This window comes from Streptomyces sp. NPDC029956, assembly GCF_055574655.1.
Genome location: NZ_JBVHZJ010000014.1, coordinates 63724 through 87333 on the forward strand (window position 1 = coordinate 63724; position 23610 = coordinate 87333).

A 23610-nucleotide genomic window follows, 5' to 3' on the forward strand; every position below is an offset into this window, starting at 1 on the left:
GTGAACGGGTCAGAGGACCACGATCCCCAGCGGACGCGACCCCGCCTCCAGCCGGCGGACGTCACCCGTGCCGAGGTCGACGACGCTCAGGCCGTCCCAGTACCCGCCGCGGGTGAACCCGCCGGTCACATAGGCGGTGCGCCCGTCCTCGGAGACCGCCACGTCCTCGTGCGGCCCCTCCAGGGGATAGACCCGCTCCGCGCCTCCGGGGGTCCGGACCGTCAGGGAGGGCCCCTCGTCCTCGTCCGGGTCGATCGGCCCCGTGCCCACCGTCAGGAGCGTGCCGTCGGGGGTCACCGTGGCGCCGTGCTGGTGGGTGTCGGCGGTCATCGGCTCGATGGCGGTCCGGCCGGTCCGCGGGTCGACGACCGCGAGCCGCTCGCCCTCGAAGGGCAGCAGCAGCATTCCGTCCGAGGGGCGCACGGCCGTGTAGTGCGGCTTCAGCCAGGAACCGAGCCCGCCCTCCGTGCCGTACGGGGCGACCTCCACGCGGCGCGGCTCCAGCGTCCCCGCGTCGACGACCGTGACGTCGAAGGAGTCGTGGTTCGTCGCGTACACCTCGGCGCCGTCGCGTGAGACGTCCACGTCGAAGGGGCGGCGGCCGACCGGCACCGTGTCGGTGACCCGCAGGGCCGCCGTGTCGATCACCTCCAGGGCGCCGTTCCCGCCGGGCACGTTGACCCCCACGTACACCCGGCGCCCGTCCGGCGCGAGGGCGATGCCCATGCCGCCTCCCCGGTACTCGCCCGTGGTCACGGGACCCGTCTCCGTCTCGTACGGGACGAGCGCGAGCCGCTGCCGGGTCTTCGTGTCCACCACCGCGACGCCCTCGGCGGTCGCCACCCAGGCCCGCCCGTCCTTGCCGAGGGCCAGACCGTAGGGAGCGGTGCCGACCTCGACCGATCCGGTGGCACCGCGCTCGGGGTCGACGAAGGTCACCGTGTCGGAGCCGAAGTCGGCTACCAGGAGGGTGCCCGGCGCGGGCGTGCCGGCCGGGGAGGGTGCCACGGTGACGGAAGAGCCGGCCGTGGGCGGGGCGCCGGTGGGGGACACTCCGGCCGACGACGCCGTTCCCGTCGCCGAGGCCGCCCCTCCGGAACCCTGCGCGCACCCGGCGAGCAGGACCACGGCCACGGCTCCGGGCAGGAGCACCCGGGCGGTACGGGACGCGCGGCGGTACTTCGTCATGACGGACTCCTCGGTACGGCGGACACGGGCGGCCCCGTCCGGGGACGGGGCCGCACCCTGCACCGATCCTCCGCCCGTGCACGGCCGTGCACGGTCCGACAGCCGGCCCCGGCCCGACGGCAGGACGGACGACACCGGGGTCGACCGATCGGCTGACCTCGTCCGTCCGTGCGCCTGCCCGGGTGGCGGGCGACGATCAGCGCTTGACGCCGTCCAGGAAGCAGACCGCCCGCTCCACGCACAGCGCCGCCGCCTCGGGCACGAAGGACGGCGCCCCGCGCTCGGCGAACAGATGCGCGCTCCCCGGGTACAGGAAGAGTCTCCGGTCCGCCGCGTCCGCCACCAGCGCGCGAGCGGCCGCCAGATCACCCTCGTCGACGAAGAAGGGGTCGGCGTCCATCCCGTGCACCTGCGCGGGGACGCCCTCCGGCCAGGCCGCGCCGAACTCCGACACCGGCACGCAAGCGCTGAACAGCAGGGCGCCGAGCGTCCCGGCCCGGGTCTGCGCCAGCTTCTGGGCGGGCAGCACACCGAGCGAGAACCCGGCGTAGACGAGGGCCTCGGGCAGCTCCGTGGCCGCCCGCTCGCCGCGCGCCAGGAGCGTGTCGAAACCGATCTCCTGTGCGTACCCGACGCCGGCCTCGAGATCGGTGAAGGTCCGGCCCCCGTACAGGTCGGGGGTGTGCACCGTGTGCCCCGCCCGCCGCAGCTCCTCGGCGAACGCGCCGACGCCCGCGGTCAGCCCGAGCGAGTGATGGAAGAGCAGAACCTCGGCCATGTCGTCATCCCCAGTCATCCGTACGCGGCCCGCTCCCACTGCGGCACGGACCGATCGGCAGCAGCATGACCCACGGCACTGACAACGCCCGGAAAGCGGGCGGGCGGACGGGCCGGGGCGCCGAGCCGGATCGCGGCGGGCGGGAACGGTGCGACGAGCGGGAAACGAGGGGACGGGCCGGTGCGCCGACCGGGAACGATCGGGGCGGGCCGGGGCCGGCCGGAAGCGTGACGGACGGCCCCGGAACGACAGGCCCTAACGCATCGGCCGCTGCGGCAGGACGGCGCCCGCCTGGCCCACGACACCGGAGGGTCCGCCGACGCCCATCGGGCCGCCGACGCCGGACTGCTGGACGGCGCCCTGGTGCGCGAGGGCGACGACTCCCTGGTGCGCCCCCTGACCCTGGTGCGCCCCCGGGTGCGCGACCGCTCCCGCGTGCGCGACGACGCCGTGCTGAGGGCCCTGGACACCCTGCGGCGGCACCTGGATGACCCGGCTCAGGTCCCGCAGAACCTCCTCGGCGACCTGGCGGACGTCACCCGGAACATCCCCCCGCTCCCGTATGAGCTCGGCGTAGATCGGTGCCGTGCCGTCCGCGTGGTTCATGGGGCTCGCTTCCTTCGTCTGCGCCGGTGAGGTCACCGACGGGGAGACGGCGAGTCTACGGGGCACCACCGACACACCCCGGAGTGAGCCCCCGCACACCGCCCCGCCCACCACACCGCCACGCCTCCGCCGCGGCGGATATTCGCTGTCCTCCGGGCCCCCGAACACGGAGAATGGATCATCGATCACCCGGGAGGGACCCCATGAGCCAGGCGACCCTGACTCTGCACGACCTGATGCCGTCCGACGAGCTCACCGCCGCACTCGCGGACGGGCACGTCACGCGCAAGAGGCACCCCGAGCTGCCGCTGTCGATCTACACGTACACGCGCGGGTGCCAGTACGCCCAGCACTGGAACCGGGCGACCACCCGCTGCCGCGGACTCGTCGCCGACGACGCCACCGGACGGATCGTCGCCCTCCCCCTCCCCAAGTTCTTCAACGTCTCCGAACACGCCGCCGGCCGCCCCTACGCGCCGCCACTGCCCGACGAGGCGTTCGAGGTGTACGACAAGGTCGACGGCAGCCTCGCCGTGGTCTTCCACTACGACGGCCGCTGGCACGCCGCCTCCAAGGGCTCCTTCACCAGCACCCAGGCCACCTGGGCTCAGCGCCGGCTCGACGCGGCCGACACGGCGGGCCTGACGCCCGGAGCCACGTACCTCGCCGAGATCCTCTACCCGGGCAACCGCATCGTCGTGAACTACGGCGAGCGCCGCGACCTCGTCCTGCTCGCCGCGTTCGGTCCGGACGGCACCGAGATCCCGCTCGCCGAGGCCGCCACCGGTTGGCAGCCCGTGGGCTCCGTCGTCCGCACCTGGCCCGCCATGGGCCTCGCCGAGCTCGTCGCCCTGACGGAGTCCAACACCCTCCCCGGCGGCCACCGTGCCACCGGCACCGACGCCGAGGGCTTCGTCCTGCGCTTCGCCTCCGGCCTGCGCGCCAAGGCCAAGCTCGCCGAGTACGTGCGCCTCCACAAGGTGCTCACCGGTGTCACCGAGCGTGACATCTGGCGCGGCCACGGCATCCAGCGCTTCGCCGCGCTTCCGGTCGGCGAGGTCGCCAAGGGCCTCGGCTGCTCCGTGGCCGAGGTCGAGGCCGACGGCGGCAAGCCGCTGGACGCCCTCCTGGAGCAGGTGCCGGACGAGTTCGACGCCTGGGTGCGCGAGCTGATCGGCGGCTTCGAGACCGCGGCCACCGAGCGCGAGCGGGCCGTCGACGAGGCGTACGCGCGCCTGGCCCACCTCGCCGGCGACCGTGGCGCCTTCGCCCGTGCCGCGGCCGGGGTGTCCGACCGCGGCCTGCGCGCCGCCCTGTTCCTGCGCCTCGACGGGCGCCCCACCGACCTCCTCGTCTGGCGCCAGCTGCGTCCCGAGGCCACCGACCCCTTCGCCCACGACCAGGAGAACTGACCGTGCCTGTCGTCCATGTCATGACCGGCCTCCCGGCCTCCGGGAAGACGACGGCCGCCCGCGCCCTCCAGGCGGCCGCCGAGGGACGCGTGCGGCGCGTCAACCTCGACGATCTCCGCTCCATGCTCGACATTCCCGCACCGGACCGCGGCCGCTCCCACAAGCACGAGCAGACCGTGCTCGGCATCCAGGACGCCGCCGTCCGCGCCGCCGTCGACGACGGCTTCGACGTCGTCGTCGACAACACCCATCTGACCCCGCACATCCCGAAGCGGCTGAAGGCCGCCGTCGGCGGCCTCGCCACCTTCGTCGTCCACGACTTCACCGACGTGCCCGTCGACGAGTGCGTGCGCCGCGACGCCGCCCGCGAGCGGGCCGTGGGCGAGGAGATCATCCGCATCCTCGCCGAGAAGCACGCCAAGGCCACCAGGGGCGGCTGGCGGCTCACCGCGGACTGGCTCAACGACCGCCCCACGGTCGGGGAGCCCTACGTCCCCGACCCCAGCCTCCCCACCGCCGTCATGTGCGACATCGACGGCACCCTCGCCCTGCGCGTCGACCGGGGCCCGTACGACTTCAGGTACTGCGACCGCGACCTGCTCAACGTCTCGGTGCGGGACGCCCTGCGTGCCTTCCGGCACACCGAGCAGGACCGGATCGTGCTGCTGTCGGGCCGGAGCGAGGACCACCGGGCGCTCACCGAGGCCTGGCTCGCCCACCACGAGGTGCCGTACGACGAGCTGTGGATGCGGGCGTCCGGTGACGGCCGCGGCGACGACCTGGTGAAGGCCGAGCTCTTCGACGCCCAGGTGCGCCACCGGTACAACGTCCGCGTCTCGCTCGACGACCGTGACCGTGTCGTCGCCCTCTGGCGCCGGATGGGCCTGCCCACCTGGCAGGTCAACTACGGCGACTTCTGACCCACGGCGGCCGGCGCCGCGGGGGTGGGACCGCCCGCCCCCGCCGCCGTGTCAGGATCGTGGGATGGTGGAAAAGATCATCGCGGCGTGCGACGGCGCGTCCAAGGGAAACCCCGGCCCCGCGGCCTGGGCATGGGTCATCGGCCGCTCCGACGGAGCGATCGACCGCTGGGAGGCCGGCCCGCTCGGCCGCGCGACCAACAACGTGGCCGAGCTCACGGCTCTGGAGCAACTGCTCGAAACCCTCGACCCGGCGGTGCCGGTCGAGGTCCGGATGGACTCCCAGTACGCCATGAAGGCCGTCACGACCTGGCTCCCCGGCTGGCGTCGCAAGGGCTGGAAGACGTCCTCCGGCAGCCCCGTGGCCAACAAGGACCTGGTCGTCCGGATCGACGCGCTCCTCACCGGCCGGGACGTCGACTTCGTCTACGTGCCCGCGCACCAGGTCGACGGCGACCCCCTCAACGACGCGGCCGACCGCGCGGCGAGCCACACCGCCCGTACGCAGGAGCCCACGGGCTCCGCCGCGGGAGCACCGCTGCCGCCCCCGGAAGCCCCGACACGCGCCTCCGCGCCCCGTACGCGCTCCTCAGCGCCGTCCGGCTCCCCGGGCGGTGCCCCGGCCGGTTCCTCCGGTGGTGCGGCCACGCGTCGGAGTCGCCCGTCCGGCGGCACGCTGAAGGCGAGATTCTCGGGTCGCTGCCGCTGCGGCAAGGCCTACGACAAGGGTGAGACCATCGCGAAGAACCCCGACGGCTGGGGCCATCCCACCTGCGTCTGAACCCCTTCGGAGCCGTCCCGCCGTCCGACTGGCGGGCGGCTCCGTCCGTTGCTTGAGACCGCTCCGGCCGGGTGCACGCCAGCCTTCACCCAGGCGTGTATCCGGGTTCGCCGGGGGTTCTGTTCTCCGAGCGCTTGTGGCTGCATACTGTCCTCCTCGCCACCGGTGACGAACCGTTTTACCTGCTTATTTGTCGCTCTCTTGACGTGGTCGGCACCGGCGAGAACCTCCCCCTTGCTGCCGCCGCGGTGACCCCTCGGCGGAAGCTTTCCCTGCCCGTGAAAGACCCGAGGTTCCGTGCCAGTACCTGTTCTCCTGACCGGGCGCTCCGTGCGCCTGGAGCCGCTGGCGATGCGGCACGCCGAAGCCCTCGCCCGGGCCGGCGGGGCGGACCGATCGGCCTACGCCTTCACCCCCGTACCCGACGGCTTCGAATCGGCCCTCGACTACATCGCCCGTGCCCTGAGCGATCAGGCGGCAGGAAGATGCCTGCCCTTCGCCCTGGTGAGCACGGCCGACGAGCGAGTCATCGGCTCGACCCGGTTCCTCGAACTCGACTACTGGCGGGGGCCGCTGGTGTGGCCGCCCGTCCCCGGCATGCCCCACGGAGATCCGCTGACCTCCGTGCCGGACGCCGCCGAGATCGGCAACACCTGGATCGCGGGCGACGCCCGGGGGACCGGCGTCAACACCGAGGCCAAGTACCTCATGCTCCGGCACGCCTTCGAAGCCTGGGGCGTGCGTCGCATCACGATGCGCGCGGACGCCCGCAACACCCGCTCCAGAATCGCGATCGAGCGCCTCGGAGCGAGCTGCGAAGGAGTCAGGCGCGCCCACTCCCGAGGTCTCGACGGAGCCGTCCGCGACACGGCCTTCTACTCGGTCCTCGACGAGGAATGGCCGACCGTCCGCGACATCATCGAAATCCGTCTGTCCACACCCCGCCAGGTGCGCGTTCCGCAGGATCTGCTCCCGGCCTGAACCCCTTCCGGCACCGCTCCGGCGGGCGCTCGCGCCCCCGCCGGAGCGGTGGTTCCATGGAAGGGACGGGAAGGACTCGACATTCGAGGACGCGGGGTAGCGGCCGTCACAGACCGTGCACCGTGCAATCAGGATCCGCGAGAAGCGGATGAGTCCTTCCCGCCCCCCGTCCCCGTGACCTTCCCGCGCCTTCGTCGCGGTCCCGCTCCGCCGAGCCCCCGTACGTGGCGGGCATCCTCCGCGCCGCCCGCCACGCGCACGACACCCCGGGCGTCCGCCGGTGCGTCGACGCCTCCTCCCGGCGACCGACCGGGCCACCGGTACGGCCGGGGCTGCCCGCGGCGACCGGTACGGCCGGCGGTGATCGCCGGATCCACCTGGGTCGTGTCCCGGACCGCCCGGTACGGTGATCGCGACAGCGCCCCGCGCACCGAAGGGACCGAGTGAACGTGCCGACCGGAACCGCCGACGTACTCCTCCGGACGGAGGGCCGGGCCGGCTTCCTCACCCTGAACCGCCCCCGCGCCATCAACGCGCTCACCCACGCCATGGTCCTCGCCCTCGACGCGGCCCTGACCGACTGGGAGCACGACCCGGCCGTCACGACCGTCGTCATCGAAGGCGCGGGCGAGCGCGGCCTCTGCGCCGGCGGAGACATCCGCGCCATCCACGACGACGCGCGCGCCGACGGATCCGGCTCCGCCGCCTTCTGGCGCGACGAGTACCGGCTCAACGCCCGTATCGCCCGCTACCCGAAGCCGTTCGTCGCCCTCATGGACGGCATCGTCATGGGCGGCGGCGTCGGCGTCTCCGCGCACGGCTCCCTCCGCGTCGTCACCGAACGCTCCCGGGTCGCCATGCCGGAGACCGGCATCGGATTCGTCCCCGACGTCGGCGGTACGTACCTCCTGGGGCGCGCCCCCGGCGAGCTCGGCACCCATCTCGCCCTCACCGGCGGCCACGTCGGAGCCGCCGACGCGATCCTCACCGGCCTCGCCGACCACTTCGTCCCCTCCGCCGAACTGCCCGCCCTGGTCCGGGACCTGACCCGGCTCCCGGCCGACGAGGCCGTCGCCCGGCACACCGCGACGGCCCCGCCCGGCGTCCTCGCCGAGCAGCGGCCGTGGATCGACGCCTGCTACCCGGCCGAGACCGTCGAGACCGTCCTGGACCGCCTCTTCGAGACCGGAGTGCCCGCCGCCAAGGAGGCGGCGACCACCCTGCTCGCGAAGTCCCCGACGGCCCTCAAGGCGACCCTGGCCACCCTGCGTCGTTCGCGGGCCCTCACGACCCTCGAAGAGGTCCTGGACCTGGAGTTCCGCGTCTCCTGCGCCGCCCTGACCACCCCCGACCTCGTCGAGGGCATCCGTGCCCAGGTCGTCGACAAGGACCGGAACCCCCGCTGGACCCCGGCCACCCTCCCCGAGGTCACGGAGGAGTCCGTCGCCCGCTTCTTCGCCGTACCTGCCGGCGGCGACCTCGGCCTCGCCGCCGCCCCGCAGGACGAGGCGAACCGGCGGACCACCGGGCGGTCCGCCGAGCACCGGCGGGCGCCCCGGCAGACCGTCGAGGACCCGGGACCGCGGGACCGCGCGTGACCACGAACGCCACCACCTCCTTCCAGCCCGTCCTCGACCGCATCGCCGAGGAGATCGCCGAGCTCACCGACCGGGGCACCCCGGCCGACTACATCCCCGCGCTCGCCGCCGGCGACCCCACCGACTTCGGCATGGCCGTGGCGGAACTCGACGGCACGGTCTACGGGGTGGGGGACTGGCGGCGGCCCTTCTCCACCCAGTCCGTCACCAAGGTCTTCACCCTCGCGCTCGCCCTCGCCGGAGAGGGCGACGCGCTCTGGGCCCATGTCGGCCGGGAACCCTCCGGCGACCCGTTCAACTCCCTGGTCCAGCTGGAGTACGAGAACGGCATCCCGCGCAACCCGTTCATCAATGCCGGCGCCCTCGTCGTCACCGACCGCCTGCACCGGCTGACGGGCGACGCCTCGGGAAGCCTGCTCGCCTTCCTGCGCGCCGAGAGCGGCAACCAGGACCTGGCCTTCGACACCGACGTGGCCGCGTCGGAAGCCGCCCACGGCGACCGCAACGCGGCCCTCGCCCACTTCATGTCCTCCTACGGCAACATCACGGGGCCGGTGCCCGACCTGCTGCGCGAGTACTTCCGCCAGTGCTCCCTCGAAGCGTCCTGCGCCGACCTGGCCCTCGCCACCGGCTTCCTGGCCCGCCACGGTCTGCGCGCCGACGGCTCACGGCTGCTGACCCGCAGCCAGGCCAAGCAGGTCAACGCCGTCATGCTCACCTGCGGTACGTACGACGCGGCCGGTGACTTCGCCTACCGGGTGGGTCTCCCGGGCAAGAGCGGCGTCGGCGGAGCGGTCGTCGCCGTCGTGCCGGGCCGCTGCACCCTCTGTGTCTGGAGCCCGGGTCTCGACGACCGGGGCAACTCGGTGGCCGGTGTGACCGCCCTCGACCGCTTCACGACCATCACGGGTCTGTCGGTCTTCTGACCCGCGCCGGTCCTCCCCTCCCCGCGGTCCTCCCCTCCCCGCGGTTCTCCTTTCCCCGCGGTCCTCCCACCTGCGCGGTCGGCGGGGCAGACCGCACGGTGCGGGCGCGGGAGGGGGCATGTCGGCGGACGGGGTGGGCATGCTGCCGGGGTGGCCGACAGCCCGGACCGAGGAGACCCGTATGACCGTTCCCACCCGCATCCGCAACTCCGCGAAGGCCGTCGTCCTCCACGAGGGGTCCGTCCTGCTCACCCGGAACCTCTGGAACGGCAGAGAGTGTCACTTCCTCCCCGGAGGGGGCCAGGAGACCGGAGAGCTGCTGCCCGACGCGCTCCGCCGGGAGGTGCGCGAGGAGACCGGGCTGACCGTGCGGGTCGGCCCGCTGCTCTGGGTCCTGGAGGGCTGGAGGGAGGACCCCGGCGACCTCGCCCCGGAGAACTTCCACCGGGTCGAGGTCGTCTTCCTCTGCACCGTGGAGGGCAGCGCCGAACTCGTCGGCGGAACCGAGCAGGACATCGACCAGATCGGCCTCGACTGGGTCCCGCTGGAGAAGATCACCTCGCTCGGAACCCTGTCGCCCCGCTACCGCGCCCACATGGCGCCCCTGGTGGCCGGCAGTGTCCCCCGCGCCGCGTACCTGGAGCGCCGGGCCGTGCCCGGAACGTAGCGGCGTCCGCACGCCCGGCCGGGCGGTACGGGTCGGACCTCTCCTAAGCGGTGTCCGGCCTGCGTGCCTCGACCAGGGTCCGTGCGGAGTGGGCCACGAACGGACCCTCCGCGCGGATCAGCGCGTCGAGCGCGCGCAGCCGGGGCAGCTGGGACTCCACCGTGAACCCCGGCACGATCCAGATGACCTTGCGTAGGAACCACACCACGGCGCCGATGTCGTGGAACTCCATCCGCAGCCGCTCGGAGCGGAGATCGACGATCTCGAGACCGGCGCCGCGCGCCGCCGCGCTCTCGTCGTCGGGGTGCCGGTCCCGAGCCGACTCCGGCTGCGGGCCCAGGAAGTGCTCGACCAGTTCCCAGACGCTGGCGGGACCGACGTGCTGCGCGAGGTACGTGCCGCCCGGCCGCAGGACGCGGGCGATCTCCGCCCACCACACCGTGACGGGGTGCCGGCTGGTGACGAGGTCGAACGCGGCGTCGCCGAACGGCAGGGGAGGCTCGTCGGGATCCGCGACGACGACGGCTCCCCGCGGGTGCAGGAGCGCGGTGGCCCGGGCGAGGTTGGGCGGCCACGACTCGGTGGCCACCATCGTCCGCGGCAGCGTGGGCACACCGGCGAGGACCTCCCCGCCGCCCGTCTGGACGTCGAGGCTGGCCGAGGCACGGGCGAGCCGGTCGCCGAGCATCCGGTGGTAGCCCCAGGACGGCCGCTGCTCCGTCGCCCGCCCGTCGAGCCAGGAGAAGTCCCAGCCGTCGACGGACGCCTCGGAGGCCTCCGCGACGAGTTCTTCGAAGGTTCGTGTCATCCCCTCATCATCGCCGGTCGCCCGGCCCGGGACCGGGTCGACGGCCTGCCGGCCGCGTGCCCGCCGATGCCGGCACCTCCGCGTCCCACCCGTCCACCACGCCCGGGAGTTCCACCCGGGAACGGATCCCCAGCCGGGCGAAGACGCCCCGCAGATGGTGGTCCACCGTGCGGGGGCTGAGCGAGAGGTGGTCGGCGACCTCCTGGTTGGTGGAGCCACGCGCGACGAGGCGGGCGATGCGCTGCTGCTGCGGGGTCAGCTCGCGCAGCGCCGCCGGGTCCGGCGCCCCGCCCGAAGTGCCTCCGGTGGCCCGGAGTTCGGAGCGCGCGTGCTCGGCCCAGCCGTCGGCGGCGGCCCGCTCGAAGGTCACGAGGGCGTCGCGCAGCGGACCGCGCGCGTCCCCCGGCCGTCGGCGGCGCCGCAGCCATCTGCCGTACGCGAGGAGGGTGCGGGCCCGCTCGAAGTCGTTCCCGCAGCTGTCGTGGCGGCGCACCGCCTCACGGAACCAGTACGCCGACGCCTCGCCCTCCGCGAGCAGGGCCCGGCAGCGTGCCAACTGCGCCTGCGCGGGACCGTCGACGCCCAGCGCGGCCCAGGCCGCGTACTCCTCGGCCGCGTCCCGGGCCTCCGCGTCCCGGCCGGCCTCGACCGCGGTCTCCACGAAACAGGGGACCACCAGCATGCGCAGCGCGAAATGACCGCCCCGCGGGCCCGGCCGGACCAACGGGACGAGCCGCGCCGCCGCCTGGGCGGCCAGACCCCGCCCCAGCTCCGCCCGCGCCAGCGCCCACTCCGCGAGCGTCGCGGCCTGCACGAGCCCGTGCGGTCCCGCCGTCGCGAGCGCCCGCCCGGCGTGCTCCGTCACCGCGGACCCGTCGCCCTCCACCGATGCCACCAGAGCCAGTACGGCGTGCTGATGGGCCGCCACGTTGTGCTGGCCCGTCGCCTCCGCCGTCCGCAGCCCCTCCCGCGCCGCGCGCGCGGCGCGGCTGTACCGCCCGGCCCGCAGTTCGGCGTACGCGAGCTGTTCGAGCGCGTGGGGCAGCAGCGCGGTGCGGTGCTCCGCCCGCGCCCGGACCAGCGCACGGGCATGGATCCGGGCCGCCGCCGCGGTGTCCCCGAGGACGAGCGCGGCCGCCCCGGCCCGAAGGAGCAGCCGGGGATCGTCCGCACCACCGTCCCCCGCGACCACCCGCGCCAGTGCCGTACGAGCGTCGTCCAGCCGTACCGTCAACGCGGCACTCAGCCCCTCGGCGAAGTCGCGCTCCGCACCACGCACGTCCTCGCCTCCGTCCAGGGCGGCCAGACACGCCTCCACGTCGCCGCCCGCCCACGCCGCCTCCATCGCCAGGAACCGGGCGTCGGACGCCTCCACCGGCGCCCGCCCCCGCAGCAGTTCCGCCGCCTGGAGCAGCGCCTCATGGGCGTCCATGACCGGGCCTCCGGCCAGCGCCGCAAGCCCCCGGACCAGCTGTGCCCGGCCCCGGGCGACCGGCGAGAGCGTGCGCGCGGCGGCGGACGGCCCCAGCCGGTCGGCCCGATGACCCTCGCCCCGCGCGAGCGCCGCGCCGGCCACCGGGCGCTCCGCCGAGGACGCCGACGCAGGGCCCGGGCGGTCCACCGAAGGCACCCCGGTGCCCCCGGACGGAGCGGCTGCCCGGGTCGCCCCGGGCCAGGACGGCCGGGCCGAGGCGAGCGCGGCGCGCCCGAGGAACGGGTCCTCGAAGCCGACCGACCCTCCCCTGCGGCGGCGCAGCAGCCCGTCCGCGACCAGTCCCTCCAGCGGCTCGGACGGGGTGCGGACCCCGCGCGTCCCGGTGGGCGCCGACCGGCCGACGCCGCCGCCGACCCCGTACGCCTCCGTGCCCGCACCGTCGGCCCCGGCCCGGCCCGCCAGGGCCGTCACGGCGACCGTGGCGAGCAGCCGGCGGGAGGCAGCGGGGAGGCGCTCCAGGAGTCCGCCGTACACCTCGGCGAGGACCGTGTCGTCGACCGCAGGCCGCGGCAGGGGCAGGAACCCGGCGAGCTGAGGCGCGGTCAGGCGCCGTACCGCCGCGGCCAGGACACCGGGATGCCCGGCCGCCTCGTCGAGCAACCGCTCCCCGACCGGCGGCGCGGGGGCGACCACCGGGCACAGGTCGCCGAGCAGCGCCCGCGCCCCGGACAGGGTCAGTCTGCCCAGCCGCACCGTCTCCGCCCCCGGCACCTCGGGGAACCGGTGATGGCGCGCGGCCGACACCAGCCACCCCACCCGGCCCGGTCGGCCGCGCGCCCGGCCGCCGTCCTCCTGCCAGGCCGCGGCGAGGGCGGCCCGCGAATGCGCGTCCCACAGATGGAGGTCGTCCACACAGATCAGTACGGCTGCCCCCTCGGTGGCGAGGGCGGCCACGGCCCGGGCGAGCCCGTCCTCGCTCCGCGCGAGCCGCAGGGCGCGGCGCCCGGCCGCCGGGGTGGGGGCGAGCTCCGTGAACAGTGCCCGCACCGCGCTCCACGGACCCCGGTGGTGGGGCGCGGCGACCCGGTACGCCGTACCGGGAAAGTCGTACGCCGCCCGGGAGAGAAGGGCGGTGCGCCCCTCGCCGGGGCTGCCGGTGACGAACAGGACACCGCCCCGTCCGGCCGTGGCACGGGCCGACAGGCGGGCCACGGCGGCGAGTTCGGCCGCGCGGTCGTAGAGCCGCGGGCCGTCGGCGGGGTGCGTCGCTCCGCTCACGGCGGTCACGTTACCGACCCGTAGGGGACGGCGGAAGGCTCCCGGGCCTGGGCGGTGGCCCAGACCCGGGAACCGGGTTCTGTGACGGTGCACAGAGCGTCAGGAACCGAGCGGGCAGGTGCCCCGGTACTCGTCGATCGTCAGACTCGGCCGTGGCAACGGGCACAGGAACTGGTCGTAGCGGGTGTCGTCGTCGATGAAACGCTTGAGCCAGGAGAGGCTGTACTTCGCGATCGTCGTGTTCGACGAGTTCGGGGTGAAGTGCGTGGCGCCGTTGAGCTCCAGATACGCCTTGTCGAGCGAACCGGGCAGGCTCTCGTAGAACGGCTCGGAGTGCGTGGCGACGGGGGCGATCGTGTCGCCGTCGGCGCCGATGACGAGCGTGGGCGTGGTGATCTCGGGCCAGGTCTTGTCCGTGTTCCACGCGGTGAGGGGAACGGCGGCCTTGAGCGACGGCCGGCTCTTGGCGGCCTCCAGGGTGCCGCCGCCGCCCATCGAGTGCCCCATCACGCCGAGCCGGCTCGCGTCGACGCGGCCCCGCACGGCACTGCGCTGGGTCAGGTAGTCGAGCGCCGACAGGAGCTGCCGCCCACGGCTGTCGGGCTGGTCGACCGTGGTCAGGGTGTCGATGGTGAACACCACGAAGCCCTGCGAGGCGAGCCGCGGCCCGAGCCACGCGATGGAGGACTGGTAGGCGGTGAACCCCGGCGAGATCACCACCGCGCCGAAGGTGCCGTCGCTCGTGGACGTCGGGTAGTAGATCGTTCCGCCGCCGAAGCCGCTGACGGCGAGCGAGGAGACGGCCGTCTCGCCGACGGTGTACGAGCCGCGCAGCGCCTCGATGCTCGTCTGGGTGGGCGCCGGACCGCGCTCGTACGGATTGTCCGCCACCGCGGCGGCCGCCGCCGGGCTCGCAGGAGCGGAGCCGGCGGCCTGGGCGCCGGGGGCGAGCAGCAGGGTCAGACAGGCGGCGGCCATGGCCGCGCCGAAGTGTCGTGTCACGACGGAGTCGTCCTCTCGTGTCGTGGGGTGGCCGCCACCCGAGCGTCCGGACGGTGGCCACGCCGTGAACTGGCCCGGCCACTGTCCGGTCGGCACGCCCCACGGGCATCGGTGGAATCGCCGGTCTTCTCCGGACGGTGCCTCCACCTCGCCGTCGTCACCCTCTCCGACACCCTCGTCCGGCTCGGCCCACGACCGGCAGGACGCCCCGCGTGCCCGGAGCCAGGCCCGCCGGGACGCGGGACCTGACGCCCTCCGGGCCCGGTGTCAGGCCCGGCGTCCCAGCCGGACCGTCACCGTCTTCGGCCGCTGGTACTCCTGGAGCGCCAGCGTGCTCAGGTCCGTTCCGTGGCCGGAGGCGCCACGGCCGCCGTGCGGGAGTTCCGCCGTCTGTACGAGATGGCAGTTCACCCAGGTCTCGCCCGCGTCCAGGGCGGCCGTCAGCTCCAGGCCGGTCGTCAGGTCGGTGGTCCACACGCTCGCGGCGAGGGCCTGCGGGACGCCGTTCGCCAGGGCGAGCGCCGCCGCCGGACCGTCGGCCCGCTGCACGGTGAGGAGCGGGCCGAACACCTCCTCGGTGACCGCCGGATCGTCGTCCGGGAGGTCGGCGAGCACCCGCGCAGGCCGCCAGTGCCCCGCCTCCTCGCCCGGCGCCGGGGCGATGTCCGCGGCGATGCTCCGCTTGGCGCCGGACGCGGCGACCAGACGGTCGTAACGCTCCGCCTGGTCCGGGTTGTTGAGCGGACCGAAGTCCCGCCCGGCCACCCGGGCGGCCATCGCCGCAGTCAGCCCGGCGACGGCGGCCTCGTAGTTCTCCGGCAGGGTGATGACCCGTGCCGGAGCGGCACAGCTCTGCCCCGCGTTGTAGGTGACGGCGTCGGCGAGCGACTCCCAGGTGTCGGCGGGCGCGTCAGGGAGGACGATCGCCGGAGCGTTGCCACCCAGCTCCAGGCTCACCCGCCGTGTCCCCGCGCGGACCGCCACGTCCGCCCCGGCCCGGCCGCTCCCCGTGAACGCCACCATGTCCACCGCCGACCCGACGAGCAGGCGGCCCGTCTCCCGGTCGCCGGGGAGATGCACGAGGACCCCCGGTCCCAGGGCGAGCGCGGCGTGCTCCGCGAGGAGCTCCAGGCTGTCCGGGGTCGTCTCGGCCGGCTTGGCCACCACCGTGTTCCCGGCCGCCAGGGCCGGCGCACACCGCCAGGCCGCCATCAGCAGCGGATAGTTCCACGGCACGACCACACCCACCACACCGACCGGCTCCCAGCGCACCCAGCTCTCGTGGCCCGCCACCAGCAGGCCCGCGGCCGGTGCCGTACGCGTCCTGGCCGCCGTCGCGAAGAATCGGAACAGGTCCGCGACCTGATCGACCTCGCCCGCCGTCTCCGCCCCCGGCTTTCCCGTCCCGGCCCCCTCGCGGGCCACGTACTCCGCCGCGTGCTCCTCGACCAGTCCGGCGAGCCGGTCGAGGCGCCGGCCCCGCTCCTTGGGCGTGAGGGCACTCCAGCCGGGCAGGGCGGCACGCGCACCGGCGACGGCGGCCCGGACCTCGGGCAGCCGGGACAGCACGGCCGCACCCCGCGGCGCCCCGGTACGGGGGTCGGTCAGTTCGGTCACGGCGGGGGAGCCGGTTGCGTCGGTGGTCATGCGGGGGCCTCTCGTCCATCGGGGTGGTGCGCGTTCACACGTCGTACGACCTCAGCCAGAGCTCCAGGGTGAGCACCAGCCACAACTTGCCGCCCTGCCGGGGCAGCAGAGCGCCCTCGCCCCGCAGCCAGGCCCGGACCGTCTCCGGCCGGAACAGGCCGCGCTGCAGGGATCTGGGCCCGAGGAGGAGGTCCTGGCCGAGGTCGCGGAGCGGGCCCGTCAGCCACTGCTGGACCGGCACCCGCATCCCGCTCTTGGGCCGGTCGACCACCGTGCCCGGGAGCAGGTCCCGCACGGCCTCCTTGAGGATCCACTTCTCCGCCGTTCCACGGAGCTTGAAGGAAGGCGGGGTGGCGAAGGCATGGTCGACGACCGACCGGTCGAAGAGCGGGGAACGGCCTTCCACCCCCTGCGAGGAGGTCAGCCGCTCCACCTTGGTGAGGATGTGGTGGGCGCCCTTGGTCCGCAGGTTGCAGTGGAGCAGCTGGTTGAGGAGGTGCCCCATCCGGTACGGGCTGCCGCCCTCGGCCGTCAGATACGGTGCCACGTGCCGCTCCAGGGGCGGGGCGCCCCGCAGGGCGTCGAGCGCCTGCGCCGTCAGCAGGTCCGGCAGGTCCGTCCAGCACTTGCGGTACGAGCGCAGATACGCGGTCGCCCGGTCCTCGTCCCAGGGCGCGCCCGGGGTCCGGTGCATCTCCTGGACCAGCATGGGCAGGTTCTTCGGCCCGCCGAAGACGGGGTCCCCGCCCTCGCCGTTGAGGACCACGGACGCGCCGTCGGCGGCCACCGCCTCGGCGAGGATCAGGTTCGGCACGGTCAGCGGATCGCCGACGGGGCTGTCGAGCAGGGCGGCCGCCTCGGCGAGCCGGGAGGCCACGGCCGCGCCCGAGACGTTCAGGACCCGGTGGCGGGTGTGGCAGTGCGCGGCCACCAGACCCGAGTAGCCCAGCTCGTTCGGCAGATCGTCGCCGAAGCTGATCGAGTAGGTGTGCACCGGGTGACCGTGCAGCTTCGCCGCCAGGGCCGTGACCAGGGAGCTGTCGATCCCGCCGGAGAGGAGCACGGCGGCCGGCTCGGCGACGGGCAGCCGGCTCGCCGTCGCCCGCTCCAACAGGCCCCGCAGCGCGAGGACATGGTTGCTCGGGTCCTCCGGAAGGGGTTCCTCGATCCGCTCACGGGGCTCCCAGTGGACGGTCTCGGTGGACGTCCCGTCCCGGTGCAGCCGGAGCACCCGGCCGGGCAGCACCTCCCGTACCCCGGTCAGCAGGGTCTCCTCGCCGGGCAGATAGGCGAAGGTGAGGAAGGAGCGGACCGCGGACAGGTTCATCGAGGTGCCGAGCGCGGGCCAGCGGCGCAGCGCGCGCAGCGAGGTGGAGGCCGCCCAGGCGGCGTCGGCGCGCGCGTAGAACAGGGTGCGGGCACCGACGTGGTCACGGATCAGGACCAGATCGGGGCCGTCGAGCACGGCGAGCACGAACATTCCCTCGGCCAGGGCCACCCCCGCGTCCCCGAGCAACGCCCAGCAGCGCAGCAGCAGTTCGCCGTCCGTGCAGTCGGGCGGCGGGGGAGCGGCCCGCTCCGCGAGGGCGGCGAGGAGCACCGGGCGGTTGTGCAGGGTGACCTCTCCGACGGCAGTCCGCCCGTGCGCGGTGAACGGTCCCTCGGCGCGGCCGTGTTCACCGGGGAGCAGCGACAGCTCGGCCCCGGGGACCTCGGCCGGGACATGGCCGGGGCCGAGGGCGCCCATCGCGTCGAGATGGGCGCGGGCCTGCCCGGTGGTGGCGGCCAGACAGGCGCACAGACGTGCCACGAACTGCTCCTTCTCCTGGTGCTGCTTGTCGTGCGGTGGTGCGGTGGCGCGGTGGTGTGGTGGTGTGGTCGAGCCGTCGTACGGTGGCGCGGGTGGTGCCGGTTTCGGGGACGACGCCGGGCGCCGGGGCACGGCGGGCGCCGATGGCGCGGGTGGTGCCGGTTTCGGGGACGACGCCGGGCGCCGGGGCACGGCGGGCGCCGATGGCGCGGCCGGGCGTCCGAATCAGCCGAAGTCGTCGTCGTTCCAGGCGTCCCCGTCCCCGTCCCAGTTCGCGTCCCAGTCGTTCCCGTCCCCGGACCCGTCGGTCCCGTCCGACCCGTCGTCGGAGGTCGAGCCACCGGTGTCGCCCCCGCCTCCGCCGCCTCCGGACTGCTGGGCCTGCGCCTGCTGCTGCCGCAGCGCCTCCTCCTGCTCGGGCGACATGCTCAGCGGCGGCAGCTGGGCGGCGGTGACGGCGAGGGTCGCCACCCCGAGGCCCGCGAGCAGGACGCCCATCCGGCCGCCGAAGGAACTCCGGTTCACCAGGACCTTCTCGCCGCGCGCCCACAGCGTGCGGCCGTAGCCGATGTCCCGGGCGTAGGTGACGGTGCCGTCGGCGAGACTGCGCTTGATGATGCGGTCGCCGAGCAGCTCGTCGGTGCCGGAGGCGCCGCGGTTGTCGTGCCAGTGCACGAGATGCGGGTGGCCGGAGGCGCGGCGGCGCCACTCCTCCAGGCCGTCCTCGTAGCGGCGGTGGACGGTGCCGTCGGCGAGCAGTTCGTCCGCGTAGCCGATCTCTTCGGGACGGTTCATGGTGTGCGTACCTCGGGTCGGTGGGAGGGAGCGCCGGGACGGGTCACGCGGCGGGCCAGGTCATGAAGCCGGTTCCGCGCAGTCCGCGCAGGCCGCTCCACAGGGAGTCGCGGGGTGGTCGTGGCCCCCGCGTCAGGCGCAGTACGGTGCGCAGCAGCCGGTCCGGGGGCACGGCAGCGACCTCGGCGAACCGTCCCTCCGCCAGCCAGTCGGCCTCCCGCGGCCGCAGCGCGGCGGGCAGGGCGGCGAGGGCGGCGGGACCGGGTGCCGGGCCCCGGCCGGTGGGCAGGCGCAGGGCGGCCGCGTGCCGGGGCGCCAGGCCGAGGGACACCACCCGCACGCCGGGCACCGGCCCCAGACCGGCTCGGACCAGGGCCGGGAACGCGAGCCCGGCCGGGCTCGCGTCGTGCAGCACGTACACGGTGGCGTCTTCGGCCCGCCGCAGGGCGGCGAGCAGCCGCGGGTCGAGCGGCAGGGCGTCGGTGGCGGCGAACACCGGGCAGGCCGCCTCCAGATGGACGTGGTTGGCGAGCAGCATCCCGGCGATCGAGCGGTCCTGGCACAGCAGCAGCCGGGGCAGCCCGTAGTCGTAGAGGTCGGGCTCGGGAGCCTCGGGGGAATCGGACGAATCCACCCGCGCGGCCGGCTCGGGCAGCGGCGGAAGGAGTCCCGGTACGGTCTCCCGGCCCCGCGCCTCCAGAAGGCGGGTGAACAGGGGCAGCCGCAGGACCGGGGCCGGGGTGCCGGGGACGCGGCCCCTCAGGAGCGTCGAACCGGGGCTCAGGACGCGGCAGGTCTCGTAGTACAGCTGACGCTCGGTGAAGCGCAGCCCGCCGGGTGCTCCGGCGCGGGCCGCGGCCGCGGTGACGGCCCGGTCGGCCATCCCGACCGTCGTCCGCGCGGCGATGCCGAGGGCGGTGCGGCCGTCGGTGCGGACGGCCTGACCGGCACCGGCGGCGCGGCTGGATCCGGGCTGCTGCCCGGCCCCAGGGGTCGGGCCGGTGCGCGGGGGCGGGAGGTGTCGCTGGCTCATCCGGCCGTGGCGCCTTTCGTACGGGACGGGCCGCCGGCCTGCCCCGGCGCCTCGGCCGGCCAGGTCAGGAAGCCGTCGGTGGAGCGGAGCGCGGGGGGACGGGCGGACAGGGCCCGTTCCACGGCGGCCGTGACGGCCGACTCCAGGAGGGACGGCGGGACGGCGGCGAGCGGGCTCCAGCGGCCCCCGGCCAGCCAGGAGGCGTCCTCCTCGGTCAGGCCCGCGACGGAACGGAGCTCCACCGCGTCCACCGTGGACGTGGTCGAGACCCGGTGTACGGCGCCCCGGCGGGTCCGGACCGCGGAGACCGGGAGGCCGGCGTCCACCACGACCCGGCCCGGATGGGCGAGGCGCAACAGCGGTGCGAGCAGCGCTCCCAGGGCGCTCGCGTCGTGGAGCACCACCACCGGGAGCCCGGCGGGCACGTCCGCCAGTGCCTCGTGCGCGGCGGCCGGTTCGGCCTCGACGAGCCGTGCCGTGAGCTTCGTGGGGATGGCGTTGACCCGGAGGAACACGGCGACCGCGTGATCGGTGCAGAGGATGACGGCCTCGCGGCGGCCGGCGCCGGACTCACGGGGTGCGGGCGTGCGCGGGTCGTCGTCCACCACACCCGGGGGCAGCTGCCGGTAAGCGGTGCGCCAGGGACCGGTCATCGCCTGCCGGAACGTCGACTCCGAGGGGGTGATGTTCCACCAGGCCCTACTGGCGGGCTGGTACGGGATGGACAGGGCCGCGATCACGACGATGCAGGTCGCGGTGACGGAGAGCGCCCCCGCCCAGCCCTGGAAGAGACGGCCGAGGAAGAGGAGGAGAACGGCGAGGGGCACGGCGACCAGCCACCGGACACCCGGCCGGATCCCGCGTGCGGGCCGCGCGTCCCAGAGGGAGGTGGAGACACGGGAGAGGTACCAGAGCTGGGTGAGGGTCACCTTCAGGCGTCCGCCGTCGGTGGCGCGTTCGGCGATCCGCCGGATCCGCAGATCGTGCATGCCCCGGCCGTGGACCTTCGGGTCGAGCGCGAACCGGCGCTCGCAGCGCGAGCACGTCTGCCCGGTCCGTTCCCTGGCCGCCAGCTGGGCGGCGCAGTGCGGGCAGATCACCGGCCACCCACCGGGTCCGGTCCTGCAGGCTCGGGCCAGGTGAGGAAACCCAGCTCCGCGGCGCGCCGCCGGTCGGGGTCGACCCCGCGCGACACCTGCCCGGCGACCCGGTCGACGACCGCGAGCAGCCGGGCCGGCGGCAGCCCCACGAGCGGGAACCGCCAGCCCTGTCCGAGCCATTTCAGCTCCTCGGGGGTGTACGTGCCCAGCGCGGTGAGGAGCCGCATGTCCGCCGGGCTCGGCTTTCGCCGGTCCCGGTACGGAACGGCCTGGGGCAGGGCCCGTACGGTGCGCAGCGGCGGCCCCACGTCGATGACCGTCCGGCCGGGCAGGGCGTCCCGGAGGCCGCGTAGCAGCAGTTCGCCCGCCGCGTCGGAGTCGTGGAGCACGAGCACCGGACCCTTCGACGGGACGGCCGCGGCCTCCGTGGCGCTCCGGACCACCGCGAGGCCGTGGCGGGCGGGCAGCCCGTCGGCGACGAGGAAGGCGACGACGGCGCGGTCGGGGCAGACCAGCACCCCGGTCGTGGCGGCCGCGTCGGCCGGGTGCGCGGCGCCGCCGTTCGACCCCGCGATGTCGAGCACACCGGGCGGGAGCACCCCGTACACCGTCCGCCAGGGGGAGAGCACCAGTGCGGGGAAGGCCTCCCGGACGACCGGCGGGATGCCACGGCCCGCGCCCATGGCCCGGGCCGTGGTGATGCCCAGGCCGATGAGCAGCAGGACGGCGGAGGCGATCAGCAGGACCGGTGCCTCGGCGAAGAGGGCGATGACCGTGACGAAGCCGGCCACCACGAACGCCGCGCCCATGCAGCCCTGCCCGAACTCGCTGTCCCGGAGCCGCTTGCGGGAGAGGGCGTACCAGAGCTGGTCGGGGACGATCCCGATCCGGCCGCCGTCCGTGAGGGCGGTGGTGATCCGGCGTACCCGCAGGTCGTTGAGACGGAGCGGGTTGGTCTTGGGGTCCAGCGCGTAGGAGCGTCCGCAGTGGGTGCAGCGGTTGCCGGTGCGCTCCTTGCGGAGCAGGTTGCGTTCACAGTGCGGGCAGATCACCTGGGCACCTCCAGCGCGGCGGCCACCCGGCGCAGCCGGGCGGCGAGCCGTTCGCGGACCGTGGTGGCGGCGATGCCGTGGACCCGCTGGGCGCGCTCGATGTCGCGGAGCTCGGCGGCCAGCGTCCGGTAGTCCGTGACGGGCTCGGCGGCCAGTGCGGTCCGGCCGCCGACGGAGGAGCCGCCGGGGGACCCGGCCCGCCGCTCGGCCTCGGCCGCGGTGATCGCGTAGTCCTCGTGGTCGATCCCGTAGCCGGTGTTCGCGGCGAGGATCGTCAGCGGGACGTCGCCGCGGTTGGCGAAGGAGTGCGGCATCATCTCCGGGATCCGGATCAGCATGCCGGGTGTCAGCGGGACGTCGGTGACGCGCCCGCGGGCCTCGTCATACAGCCCGCAGGCGGCATGACCGAGGCTGAGGACGAAGTGCTCCCCGCCGTGCGCGTGCGGGGTGAAGGCACTGCGCGGGCCCACGACGCCGAGTTTGACGGTGGCGTTCGACGGCCGGTCGGGCGAGGTCGCCGCGTCCCCGACCAGATAGTGGGCGAACTGCCCGTCGTCGATGAACCGCAGGAACTCCTGCTCGGGTCCGAGTTCCCGGCTGCCCTCCCGGTCGGCGAGCAGAATGCCGCCGTCGGGCCGCAGGTGGTACAGCTCCACTCCACCGGGCAGATCCCGCGGGCCCCGGCCCGGTAGGTCGTCCGGTATCCGGTCCTGCGCTCGTACCTGTCGTACGGGTCGTACCGCCATCGCGCCTCCCCCTGACGCCCGTTGCACGTGCTCACGCACAACAACGGCATGGTAGAGCGCTGTTCGGCAACAGCGGGAGTCCTCGGGGCGACTCTCGGGGTACCCGGAGGTGAACGCGCGCCCCTCCGCCGGGCCCCGGGGGCCCGCTCAGAGTCCCCGGTCAGAGGCCGCCGTGGGTTCGGCGAGCGCCCCGGCCGCCGTCGCCGCGGGTTCGCCGAGCGCCCCGGCCGCCGTCCGCCACGCCGCCGTGACGGCACCGTGGGCCAGCTCCGTCGCAGCGGTCACATCGGCGGGCAGCCGCAGCGGCGCCCCGATGTGGACATGCAGACACGGCCTCCGGACCGGCGCCGTGAGCACCCCGGCGATCTGCTTCAGGCGCCCGCCCGACGTGATCCGACGGGCACCCGCCTGACCGATCGGCACCACCGGACGCCCTGTGGCCTCGGCGAGCCGCGCGAGTCCCGTGCGGAACGCCTCGGGCGGGTTCTCGGCGGAGTCCGGACGCGTCGGGATCCGGCCCTCCGCGTACAGCATCACGTGCCGTCCCGAGGCGAGTGCCACCGCCGCGTGGTCGAGGGCGGCGGCAGCGTGGGCCGAGCCGCGGTGGACGGGCACGTGGCCCTCGCGTGTCAGGGCCCGGCCGAGCAGGGGGATCCGCCACAGCCCCGCGGTGGCGAGCAGCACCGGCTCGACGGCGAGCCGCTTGCGGAGCGCGGCGAGGACGAGTGCCGGGTCGGCCGTCGAGGTGTGGTTCACGACCAGGATGCTGCCGGGTTCGAGGCGTGCCCCGGGATCGGCGGTGACGGTCAGTCGCCCGAAGAACGGGACGACGCGGGCGGCGAGGCGGCTGAGCACGAGGGGCCCCCTGGATCCGAGTGGGACGAGGCGCTGACCCGTCCATCGTGCGAGACCGGGCGTCCCGTCACATGAGCACGCGTACTCAGCTGCCGTACCCAGAGGACATGGGTGCGGGGCGCGGTGGCAGGCGGCCCCGCGGGGCGGTCTAGGCTGATGGCTCGACTGCCGGGAACGGGGAACAGGATCAGC

The 23610-nt window shown here is 74.9% G+C and carries 21 protein-coding genes; 7 read left to right on the top strand and 14 right to left on the bottom strand.

Features of this window, described 5'->3' with window-relative positions; genetic code table 11:
* Positions 1–9 precede the first annotated feature (9 nt).
* The 3 genes from ACZ4XX_RS13990 to ACZ4XX_RS14000 form a co-directional block, all read right to left on the bottom strand.
* Complete coding sequence (locus tag ACZ4XX_RS13990; protein ID WP_468508176.1) at positions 10–1188, bottom strand: YncE family protein; 1179 nt, start codon at positions 1186–1188, stop codon at positions 10–12.
* Between the two features lie 196 nt (positions 1189–1384).
* Entirely contained in the window at positions 1385–1966 is a 582-nt protein-coding gene (locus ACZ4XX_RS13995; protein WP_468508177.1) for a dienelactone hydrolase family protein, read from the bottom strand.
* Between the two features lie 255 nt (positions 1967–2221).
* The gene (locus ACZ4XX_RS14000; protein ID WP_468508178.1) at positions 2222–2572 is read right to left on the bottom strand and encodes a hypothetical protein; all 351 of its coding nucleotides are present in this window, start codon (positions 2570–2572) and stop codon (positions 2222–2224) included.
* Between the two features lie 203 nt (positions 2573–2775).
* Between ACZ4XX_RS14000 and ACZ4XX_RS14005 the strand changes: the two genes are divergently transcribed.
* From ACZ4XX_RS14005 to ACZ4XX_RS14035, 7 genes are all read left to right on the top strand, one after another.
* Positions 2776–3984, top strand: coding sequence for an RNA ligase (locus ACZ4XX_RS14005; RefSeq protein ID WP_468508179.1), 1209 nt, complete (start codon positions 2776–2778; stop codon positions 3982–3984).
* 2 nt (positions 3985–3986) lie between these two features.
* Complete coding sequence (locus ACZ4XX_RS14010) at positions 3987–4904, top strand: phosphatase domain-containing protein (RefSeq protein ID WP_468508180.1); 918 nt, start codon at positions 3987–3989, stop codon at positions 4902–4904.
* A gap of 64 nt (positions 4905–4968) precedes the next feature.
* Positions 4969–5685 (top strand): ribonuclease H family protein, encoded by a 717-nt coding sequence (locus ACZ4XX_RS14015; RefSeq protein WP_468508181.1) that lies wholly within the window; start codon positions 4969–4971, stop codon positions 5683–5685.
* Between the two features lie 297 nt (positions 5686–5982).
* Positions 5983–6666, top strand: coding sequence for a GNAT family N-acetyltransferase (locus ACZ4XX_RS14020; RefSeq protein ID WP_468508182.1), 684 nt, complete (start codon positions 5983–5985; stop codon positions 6664–6666).
* A gap of 449 nt (positions 6667–7115) precedes the next feature.
* Positions 7116–8264, top strand: a complete 1149-nt coding sequence (locus ACZ4XX_RS14025) for an enoyl-CoA hydratase/isomerase family protein (protein WP_468508183.1) — start codon at positions 7116–7118, stop codon at positions 8262–8264.
* The gene (locus ACZ4XX_RS14030) at positions 8261–9190 is read left to right on the top strand and encodes a glutaminase (protein ID WP_468508184.1); all 930 of its coding nucleotides are present in this window, start codon (positions 8261–8263) and stop codon (positions 9188–9190) included. The genes ACZ4XX_RS14025 and ACZ4XX_RS14030 overlap by 4 nt, the downstream gene beginning before the upstream one ends.
* Before the next feature lie 181 nt (positions 9191–9371).
* On the top strand, positions 9372–9857 hold the full coding sequence (locus tag ACZ4XX_RS14035; protein WP_468508185.1) for an NUDIX domain-containing protein: 486 nt from the start codon (positions 9372–9374) through the stop codon (positions 9855–9857).
* Between the two features lie 43 nt (positions 9858–9900).
* On the opposite strand, the gene ACZ4XX_RS14040 is transcribed toward ACZ4XX_RS14035, so the two are convergent.
* From ACZ4XX_RS14040 to ACZ4XX_RS14090, 11 genes are all read right to left on the bottom strand, one after another.
* The gene (locus ACZ4XX_RS14040) at positions 9901–10665 is read right to left on the bottom strand and encodes a class I SAM-dependent methyltransferase (protein WP_468508186.1); all 765 of its coding nucleotides are present in this window, start codon (positions 10663–10665) and stop codon (positions 9901–9903) included.
* A 7-nt stretch (positions 10666–10672) separates the two neighbouring features.
* Positions 10673–13378, bottom strand: a complete 2706-nt coding sequence (locus ACZ4XX_RS14045) for a helix-turn-helix transcriptional regulator (protein ID WP_468508187.1) — start codon at positions 13376–13378, stop codon at positions 10673–10675.
* 99 nt (positions 13379–13477) lie between these two features.
* The gene (bdeA, locus tag ACZ4XX_RS14050; RefSeq protein WP_468508275.1) at positions 13478–14356 is read right to left on the bottom strand and encodes a bis(hydroxyethyl) terephthalate hydrolase; all 879 of its coding nucleotides are present in this window, start codon (positions 14354–14356) and stop codon (positions 13478–13480) included.
* 291 nt (positions 14357–14647) lie between these two features.
* A complete protein-coding gene (locus ACZ4XX_RS14055) occupies positions 14648–16027 on the bottom strand; it encodes an aldehyde dehydrogenase family protein (RefSeq protein ID WP_468508188.1) in 1380 nt (459 codons plus the stop codon).
* A 34-nt stretch (positions 16028–16061) separates the two neighbouring features.
* Positions 16062–17837, bottom strand: a complete 1776-nt coding sequence (locus tag ACZ4XX_RS14060; RefSeq protein WP_468508189.1) for an asparagine synthetase B family protein — start codon at positions 17835–17837, stop codon at positions 16062–16064.
* A gap of 225 nt (positions 17838–18062) precedes the next feature.
* The gene (locus ACZ4XX_RS14065) at positions 18063–18632 is read right to left on the bottom strand and encodes a hypothetical protein (RefSeq protein ID WP_468508190.1); all 570 of its coding nucleotides are present in this window, start codon (positions 18630–18632) and stop codon (positions 18063–18065) included.
* Between the two features lie 43 nt (positions 18633–18675).
* Positions 18676–19665 carry a hypothetical protein gene (locus ACZ4XX_RS14070; RefSeq protein WP_468508191.1) on the bottom strand — a complete coding sequence of 330 codons (990 nt, stop codon included), beginning with the start codon at positions 19663–19665 and terminating at the stop codon, positions 18676–18678.
* Positions 19662–20765: a hypothetical protein gene (locus ACZ4XX_RS14075; protein ID WP_468508192.1), complete on the bottom strand. Its 1104-nt coding sequence runs from the start codon at positions 20763–20765 to the stop codon at positions 19662–19664. The genes ACZ4XX_RS14070 and ACZ4XX_RS14075 overlap by 4 nt, the downstream gene beginning before the upstream one ends.
* Positions 20762–21817: a hypothetical protein gene (locus tag ACZ4XX_RS14080; protein ID WP_468508193.1), complete on the bottom strand. Its 1056-nt coding sequence runs from the start codon at positions 21815–21817 to the stop codon at positions 20762–20764. The genes ACZ4XX_RS14075 and ACZ4XX_RS14080 overlap by 4 nt, the downstream gene beginning before the upstream one ends.
* Entirely contained in the window at positions 21814–22563 is a 750-nt protein-coding gene (locus ACZ4XX_RS14085) for a cupin domain-containing protein (protein ID WP_468508194.1), read from the bottom strand. Before ACZ4XX_RS14085 ends, ACZ4XX_RS14080 begins: the two co-directional genes overlap by 4 nt.
* A gap of 147 nt (positions 22564–22710) precedes the next feature.
* Positions 22711–23418, bottom strand: coding sequence for a lysophospholipid acyltransferase family protein (locus ACZ4XX_RS14090; RefSeq protein ID WP_468508195.1), 708 nt, complete (start codon positions 23416–23418; stop codon positions 22711–22713).
* Positions 23419–23610 lie beyond the last annotated feature (192 nt).

What these genes read in the sequence shown, in the direction of transcription:
- ACZ4XX_RS14015 (WP_468508181.1), top strand. Translation starts at nt 4,969, where the DNA reads ATGGTGGAAAAGATCATCGCGGCGTGCGACGGCGCGTCCAAGGGAAAC.
- ACZ4XX_RS13995 (WP_468508177.1), bottom strand. Translation starts at nt 1,966, where the DNA reads ATGGCCGAGGTTCTGCTCTTCCATCACTCGCTCGGGCTGACCGCGGGC.
- bdeA (WP_468508275.1), bottom strand. Translation starts at nt 14,356, where the DNA reads ATGGCCGCCGCCTGTCTGACCCTGCTGCTCGCCCCCGGCGCCCAGGCC.
- ACZ4XX_RS13990 (WP_468508176.1), bottom strand. Translation starts at nt 1,188, where the DNA reads ATGACGAAGTACCGCCGCGCGTCCCGTACCGCCCGGGTGCTCCTGCCC.
- ACZ4XX_RS14070 (WP_468508191.1), bottom strand. Translation starts at nt 19,665, where the DNA reads ATGAGCCAGCGACACCTCCCGCCCCCGCGCACCGGCCCGACCCCTGGG.
- ACZ4XX_RS14000 (WP_468508178.1), bottom strand. Translation starts at nt 2,572, where the DNA reads ATGAACCACGCGGACGGCACGGCACCGATCTACGCCGAGCTCATACGG.
- ACZ4XX_RS14055 (WP_468508188.1), bottom strand. Translation starts at nt 16,027, where the DNA reads ATGACCACCGACGCAACCGGCTCCCCCGCCGTGACCGAACTGACCGAC.
- ACZ4XX_RS14035 (WP_468508185.1), top strand. Translation starts at nt 9,372, where the DNA reads ATGACCGTTCCCACCCGCATCCGCAACTCCGCGAAGGCCGTCGTCCTC.
- ACZ4XX_RS14085 (WP_468508194.1), bottom strand. Translation starts at nt 22,563, where the DNA reads ATGGCGGTACGACCCGTACGACAGGTACGAGCGCAGGACCGGATACCG.
- ACZ4XX_RS14040 (WP_468508186.1), bottom strand. Translation starts at nt 10,665, where the DNA reads ATGACACGAACCTTCGAAGAACTCGTCGCGGAGGCCTCCGAGGCGTCC.
- ACZ4XX_RS14005 (WP_468508179.1), top strand. Translation starts at nt 2,776, where the DNA reads ATGAGCCAGGCGACCCTGACTCTGCACGACCTGATGCCGTCCGACGAG.
- ACZ4XX_RS14065 (WP_468508190.1), bottom strand. Translation starts at nt 18,632, where the DNA reads ATGAACCGTCCCGAAGAGATCGGCTACGCGGACGAACTGCTCGCCGAC.